This is a genomic window from Bifidobacterium amazonense, from assembly GCF_018555435.2.
Lineage (GTDB): Bacteria > Actinomycetota > Actinomycetes > Actinomycetales > Bifidobacteriaceae > Bifidobacterium > Bifidobacterium amazonense.
The window spans coordinates 1-6,012 of record NZ_JAFEJT020000098.1; the positions used below are offsets into that span (position 1 = coordinate 1).

At 65.6% G+C, this 6,012-nt stretch carries 9 protein-coding genes; all 9 read right to left on the minus strand.

Annotation, left to right across the window (positions count from 1 at the left end; genetic code table 11):
• Window positions 1-2,254: phage tail tape measure protein (locus JS533_RS13185; protein WP_241515231.1), on the minus strand; the 2,254-nt coding region annotated here is incomplete at its 3' end.
• A 12-nt stretch (window positions 2,255-2,266) separates the two neighbouring features.
• Entirely contained in the window at window positions 2,267-2,641 is a 375-nt protein-coding gene (locus JS533_RS13190) for a DUF5361 domain-containing protein (RefSeq protein WP_241515233.1), read from the minus strand.
• An 11-nt stretch (window positions 2,642-2,652) separates the two neighbouring features.
• Window positions 2,653-2,967, minus strand: a complete 315-nt coding sequence (locus JS533_RS13195) for a hypothetical protein (RefSeq protein ID WP_241515235.1) — start codon at window positions 2,965-2,967, stop codon at window positions 2,653-2,655.
• 69 nt (window positions 2,968-3,036) lie between these two features.
• The gene (locus JS533_RS13200) at window positions 3,037-3,372 is read right to left on the minus strand and encodes a hypothetical protein (RefSeq protein ID WP_241515237.1); all 336 of its coding nucleotides are present in this window, start codon (window positions 3,370-3,372) and stop codon (window positions 3,037-3,039) included.
• A gap of 12 nt (window positions 3,373-3,384) precedes the next feature.
• Window positions 3,385-4,062: a hypothetical protein gene (locus JS533_RS13205; RefSeq protein WP_241515239.1), complete on the minus strand. Its 678-nt coding sequence runs from the start codon at window positions 4,060-4,062 to the stop codon at window positions 3,385-3,387.
• A 10-nt stretch (window positions 4,063-4,072) separates the two neighbouring features.
• Window positions 4,073-4,267: a hypothetical protein gene (locus JS533_RS13210; protein WP_241515241.1), complete on the minus strand. Its 195-nt coding sequence runs from the start codon at window positions 4,265-4,267 to the stop codon at window positions 4,073-4,075.
• A gap of 1 nt (window position 4,268) precedes the next feature.
• Complete coding sequence (locus JS533_RS13215; protein ID WP_241515243.1) at window positions 4,269-5,021, minus strand: hypothetical protein; 753 nt, start codon at window positions 5,019-5,021, stop codon at window positions 4,269-4,271.
• Entirely contained in the window at window positions 5,022-5,237 is a 216-nt protein-coding gene (locus JS533_RS13220; protein ID WP_214358836.1) for a hypothetical protein, read from the minus strand.
• A partial coding sequence (locus JS533_RS13225; protein WP_241515244.1) for an Ig-like domain-containing protein occupies window positions 5,237-6,012 on the minus strand: 776 nt, incomplete at its 5' end. The genes JS533_RS13220 and JS533_RS13225, both read right to left, overlap by 1 nt.

Sequence of the window (6,012 nt, forward strand, 5' to 3'; positions counted from 1 at the left end):
CCGCGGCCTGCGCGATCGTGTCCATGAGCAGGCGGATTGACGGCGCGCTCTGCTGCCCGACGGCCACGAGCGCTTCTCCGAGCTGGGCGAACGCCTGCGAGAGGGCAGGCAGTTGCGCGACGATCGGGGCGATGAGCAGCGGGGCCATCTGGGCGAACGTCTCCATGACAGGGGCGGCCGCTTGGGCGAGCCCGTTGAATGCCTGCTGGGCGACGTTGAGCAGTTGGCGCAGGATGGGCGCGGCTGCGGTCACGACGTTCGTGAACGTACCGGCGATTGTCTGCCCGAAGCTCGCCAAGGCTGGGCCGACGGCGGTGATCAGACCACCGAACGCCGTCGAGACGTTGGAGCCGAAGTCGGCGAGCGCGGGTCCGATGGCCTTGACGATGTTGCCGATGGTGTCGCCGAGGCTTTGGACGAGTTGTTGGATTGCCGGTAGCGCGGCGCTCCATGCGGATTGGACGCTTTGCCAGAGGGGTTGCAGGTAGCTGGTGAGGGCCTGCCATGCGGCTCGTCCGGTTTCGGTTTGGGTGAAGAACACGGCGAGGGCGGCGCCAAGGGCTGCGACGGCGGTGATGAAGATGGCGAAGGGGTTGGCTTTCATCGCGGTGCCGAGGGTCTTGAACGCGGTGCCGATGCCGGTGAGTGCGGTTTTGATGGTGTTGGAGGCTCCAGTGAGGCCGCCGGCGTTGGACATGAAGGTTTTCAGTCCGTTGGTGATGGACTGGAACATGTTGGAGCCGGTGTTCGTGGAGCCGAGGGTTTTGGTGAGTGCGCCGATGGCGTTGCCGGCGGCGGTGGCCGCGGAGATGATGCCGGTGGCCTTGCTTCCGAAGAGCGCCATGCTGGCGGCTGCGACCTGTACGGGCTGGGGCAGGTTGACGAATCCGGCGACGAGTTTGCCGAGCACGCCGACGAGGGTGCTGACGGTCTGGCCCATCTGTTCGCTGTTCGCGGAGACGAGCGCGGTGGCGGATTCGATGGCGGGCACGAGCTCGCCGCCGGCGCTGGTGGTGACTTGGCGGACGAATTTCTGCCATGTCATTTCGAGGTTCTGCGAGTTGTCGGCGGCTTTCTGGGCGGCTCCGTCGATCTGGCCGAGGGCGGCTACGGCGGTGCTGGGGTCGAGCGCGTAGAGCGCGTTGCCGAGGTCTTCGGCTTGGGTGCCGAAGAGGTTGACGGCTGCGGCGCTGCGTTGGACGGGGTCTTCGATGCCGGAGAGTTTCTGGAGGACGAGTTCGAAGGCGTCGCTTGCGGTTTTGCCGCCTTGGCCGAATTTCTCGGCCATTTCGTCGGCGCTCAGGCCGAGGGCTTCGAATCCCTGTTTGGTGGTGTCGGAGCCGTCGACGGCGCGGATGCTGAACTCCTTGATGGCGTCGGCGACGAGGTCGGCGTTGCGGGCGCCGGCTTGCAGGCCTTGGTTGATCAGGCCCATGGCGGTCTTGCCGTCGAGGCCGAGCTTCTGGAATTGGACGGGGTATTCGGTGAACGTGTCGAGCAGGTCGTCGGCCATGTTCGCGCCGGATTGGAAGCCGACGGTGAGCACGTCGAACGCTTCCTGAGCGTTGTCGACCATGCCGGTCTTGATCATCTGGCCGGCGGCGGTGGCCATGCCGCCCACGTCCTGTTCGAACGTGTTGGCGAGCGCCATGGCTTGGCTGGTGAGGGCGGTGAAGTCGGCGCTTTTGTCGACTTGGCCGAGCTGCTGCATGAGGGCGGTGGTGGCGTCGGCGACTTCGTCGAGGCTTTCGCCCCAGCCTTCGGCGTAGACGCTGCCGGCGATCTTGGCGGCGTCGGCTGCGGCTTTGGTGTCGCCGAGCTTGGCTTTGAGGGTGCCGGCTAGGTTGGCTTGGTCGAGGCCGCTGCTGATGGCGCTGGCGACGACGGTGCCGATGCCGGCGCCGGCGAGGATGCCGCCGATGCTGCCGGCGAAGTCCTTGATTTTGCCTTTGATGCCTTCGAGGGCGTCTCCGGCGGCGCTGATGCCTTTCTTGAACGCTTCGGAGAACGACAGGCCGGCCTTCTGTCCTGCGGTGTCGCCCCCGTCGGCGGCCTTGTCGATGGCTTTGTTGGCGTCGGAGGGGATGTCGCCGAGTTTCGAGTCGAAGCCCTTGGTGAATCCAGTGCCGATCTTCTGGCCCGCGGCCTTGCCGGCGCTGTCGCCGGCTTGGCCGAAGGCGTCCTTGATGGCTGTGCCCACGCCCTCCATCGACGGCACGATCTGGACGACGGCCTGTGCGATCTTGATTGCCATGGGCTGGCCTTTCTATGTTCTGGGCATGGCGAGCCGTCGGCGTAGATCGTCGATGGTGGTGGCCGTGCCGGTGATGGTGGTTTTGGGGGTTTGGTTCGTGCCGGGGCGTTGTATCTGGTTTTTCCAGCGGGCGCCCTTGCGTGCTGCTTCATTGGTTTTGGTCCATGCGAGGAAGTTGACGCTGTCGGCGACGTTGGCGACGAGCTGGCGCATGGTGCCCCATTGGGCGCGGGGGTCGAATTGTCCCCAGATGCGTGCGTCGTCGGGCAGCCATGCGGCGAGGTCGGCGGCCCGCATGGGGCGGACGGTGTGGCCGACCTCGTCGAGGTCGAGGTTGTAGAAGCGTTGGAAGTCGGCTCGTAGCGCGTCTGGCGATTTCGCCAGCATGGCTACGAGCTTCACGAGTTTGGGGCGATCTGGTTCATGAGGTCGCCGATGAAGTCGGTGACCGCGGTCATGGGGATTCGCCCGGTGTCGGGGTCGCGCAGCGCGGTCTTGATCTGGGGCCATGCTGGGCCGCAGATTTTGCGCAGGAACGGGACCACGGCGAGCGCGTCGCCGCCGTTGTTGGCGTTCTGGATGTCGTAGAGCCATTCGAGCATGTCGAGGTCGTCGAACAGGTCGGGGTCGACGGTGAGGTGGACGCCGTGGATGATGGCGGTCTTGGGGCTGGTTTTGGGGAGCTTGTGGTCCTGCGGGGTCTTCGCGGTCATTGCGGGGTTCCTTTCGGGGGATATGGGAAAAGCCCCGCCAAAGTGACGGGGCTTTTCGGTGTCGGGATGTCAGGCGAGCACGATGATGCGCACCTTGATGTCCTCGCTTGGTTCGGCTATGCAGGTGAAGCGCAGCGAGCCGGCGGGGATGCTGGTGTCGTCGTCGTGGTCCTTGACGGTGATCGTGGATTCGTTCCACGCGGCGATGTTGTCGTCGTCCGGGATGGGGGCGACGAGGTTGAGGGAGCCGAGGCCGGCCACCGGCTTGGTGACCGGCTGCTCGGCTAGCTCGTCGGCGGTGACGGTCAGGTTCAGCGACTTGAAGCCGCCGATGGTGCCGCCACCTGTTTTCAGGTTGTTGACGGCGCGCGCCAGTCCGTCGAGCGTGACGAATTTCTCGGCCATGACGCCCTCCTATCAGGCGAAGAGCGCGTCGATCTCGTCGTTGGTGGCGGCCACCAGATCGGTCTTCTGGTAGTAGCCGGACAGGTCGGTCATGCCCGCGGCGGCGTCCCACTTGTTGGAGGTGGTGGCCGCGTCGCCTTCGCCGGTGGTGACCTCGACGCACATGATGTTGGTGCCGGCGGGCAGGTTCTTGCCGGCGCCCTCGACGAAGTCCGCGGTGGTCGTGAAGGCGTCCGTGATGTTGTACACGTCGCCCTTCTTGGCGTCCGCGACGGCGGGCAGGTCTGCGAACGCGGACGAGCCCTTGGCGTTGTAGACACTGGTGACCGCCGCGGTGATCTGGTCCTGAAGCGCGGTCTTGGCGTCGGAGACCTTCTTGTCGACGGACGTGGCGGTGTCGTAGCCCTTGCCGGTGATAGCGGTCTCGACCTGTTCGGCGGTCTGGTAGCCCCTGCCGTCGAGGGTCTTGGTCACGTCATCGGCGGTCTGGTAGCCCTTCGCGGTGACGGCCGCGTCCACGTCGTCGGCGGTCTGGTAACCGAGCTTCTTGACGTCGTCGACGGCGCCGGTGCGGGCGGTGCCGGCCGCGGTGTTGGCGATCGTGGTGGCGGCCTCGGTGGTCGTGAACAGCGTCTTGAGCTTCGCGAGGAAGGCGCCGAGGTTGTCGAGGTTGATGAATTTGGTTGCCATGATGGTTCCTTTACTTGGTTGTGGTGGTGGTGAAGAGGTTGTTGATGTCCTCTTCGGTGGCGGATTCGATGGCTCCGGCCGCGGCGGCGAGCTCTTCGAGCTTCTTGGGCAGGCGGGTGCCGTCCACGTCCACGTCCTTGGCGTTGACCATCGGGAACGTGCCGTTGTTCTTCGGAGCGAGGGTGTCGATCAGTTCGATTGCCATTTCAGCTCACCTCCACGGTGGTGTTGCCGAGACCGGCGTTGGTGGATTTGTAGACGACGTAGGACACGGTCGCGCCGCTGGCGTTGGTGTGGTCGAACGTGGTCAGCAGGCTGAAGCCGCCCTCGAAGCCGCCGACCTTGAAGGTCGGGGTGCCCCATGAGGCGGGGAAGGCGTAGTAGATGTGCTGGCCGGCCGCTGCGTTGACGGTGAACGTCTTGGCGCGGTTGGTGGCGAACTCGCCGGTGAAGCCGTTGACGATCTCGTCGGTCACTCCGGCGGCGTCGAGGCTGGCGGCCACGCCCCAGCGGCGGGTGTCGTAGAACGTGACGCCCGCGGTCTTGGACGAGGATGCCTTGCGCGCGTCGGTGGCGGTCAGGGTCCACGTCTTGTTCGCGGTCAGGTTGACGCCCTTGAGGGTGGTGCCCTTGCTGGCGACGTCCTGCGCGTCCTTGTCGAGGGTGAGCGCGGTCGGCGTCTTGTTGACGGCCCATGCGAGGGTGACGTCCGCGACGGTGGCGCCGCGTTCGGCCTGTGCGGGGCTGGCGGTGAACGACGTGACGGCGATCTTGCTGTAGAGCGTGATGGTGCCGTCGTCGGCGATGTCGAAGTCCGCTCCGGGCTTGACGATGCCGGCCTTGTCGGCCGTGGCGATGCCGCCGCCTTCGCCCTTGAGGGCGAATTTGGCCTCGTTGGCCGTGTCCTGCTTCGTCTTGAAGCGGGACAGGCCGTCGAGGGTGACGATCTTGTCGGCCATTTATACCTCCTTGGTGGTTGTGGTGGACTCGAAGAGCTTGTCTATCTCTTCGAGGCTGGCGACGGTGATGGATGCGCCGCCGCCGGCGACTCTGTCGATGTACGCCTTGATTGACGTACCGTCCTCCATGACGATGCGGCAGCGCTGTCCTAGGGATTTCTGGACGTCGCCGTCATCGTCTTGGTTTTCGAGGGTGAAGGTGAGTGGCTTTGCCATCAGGCACCGGCCTTGGCGGTCACCGTGACGGTGATCTGGGCGGTCTTGCCGCCGACGGTGACGGTGATGGTGGCCTTGCCTTCGGCCTTGCGGGTGATGGTCAGCGTCTTGTCCTTGACGGACACGGATGCGATGGTCTCGTTGTCGGAGACGGCCTTGACGAGCGCGTCGGTGGCGTCGGCGGGCTCGTAGGAGACCTCGACGGTGTCGGTGGTGCCGGCCTCGCCGTCGCTTGTCGTCTTGGACAGCGTGACGGTCTCGACGGCGACCGGGTTGGCGATGGCGGCGACGTATTCGCGGGACGAGGCGCCGTCGAGCAGTTCGGACGGGTTCGCGGCCATGGTCACGTCGTACATGATCGCGTCGCCGGCGCTGTAGGAGGTGTCGCCGTAGGCGTTCACGGTCGCGTCGGCGATGACGATGCGCTTGACCTTGTTGCCGGTCATGAGGATTTCGAGCACCATGACGACGCTTTCGCCGGTCGGCATGCTGTGGTTGATGGTCAGGGTGCCGTCCTCGCCGGCGGTGACGTTGCCGGCGCCGTAGCGCAGCTTGGCGGAGTGCTCGTTGAGCTCCAGCATGCTGAACTGGTAGGTCTCGCCGTAGGAGCTGATTTCGGAGAGCACCTTGACGCCGCCCATGTCGTTGACGTCGGTGGTGCCGGTGTCCACTGCGTTGGTGATGCCGTCCTCCGAGATGTAGCCGACGCAGACGAAGGCGTCGTCGAGGGGCGTGTTGGCGTCGGTCGGGATGGGGGTGCCCGCGGGGGCCCACC

Bases quoted from the DNA above. Each gene is read 5' to 3' on its own strand.
- JS533_RS13190 (WP_241515233.1), bottom strand. From the start codon at position 2,641: ATGCTGGCGAAATCGCCAGACGCGCTACGAGCCGACTTCCAACGCTTC.
- JS533_RS13195 (WP_241515235.1), bottom strand. From the start codon at position 2,967: ATGACCGCGAAGACCCCGCAGGACCACAAGCTCCCCAAAACCAGCCCC.
- JS533_RS13200 (WP_241515237.1), bottom strand. From the start codon at position 3,372: ATGGCCGAGAAATTCGTCACGCTCGACGGACTGGCGCGCGCCGTCAAC.
- JS533_RS13205 (WP_241515239.1), bottom strand. From the start codon at position 4,062: ATGGCAACCAAATTCATCAACCTCGACAACCTCGGCGCCTTCCTCGCG.
- JS533_RS13210 (WP_241515241.1), bottom strand. From the start codon at position 4,267: ATGGCAATCGAACTGATCGACACCCTCGCTCCGAAGAACAACGGCACG.
- JS533_RS13215 (WP_241515243.1), bottom strand. From the start codon at position 5,021: ATGGCCGACAAGATCGTCACCCTCGACGGCCTGTCCCGCTTCAAGACG.
- JS533_RS13220 (WP_214358836.1), bottom strand. From the start codon at position 5,237: ATGGCAAAGCCACTCACCTTCACCCTCGAAAACCAAGACGATGACGGC.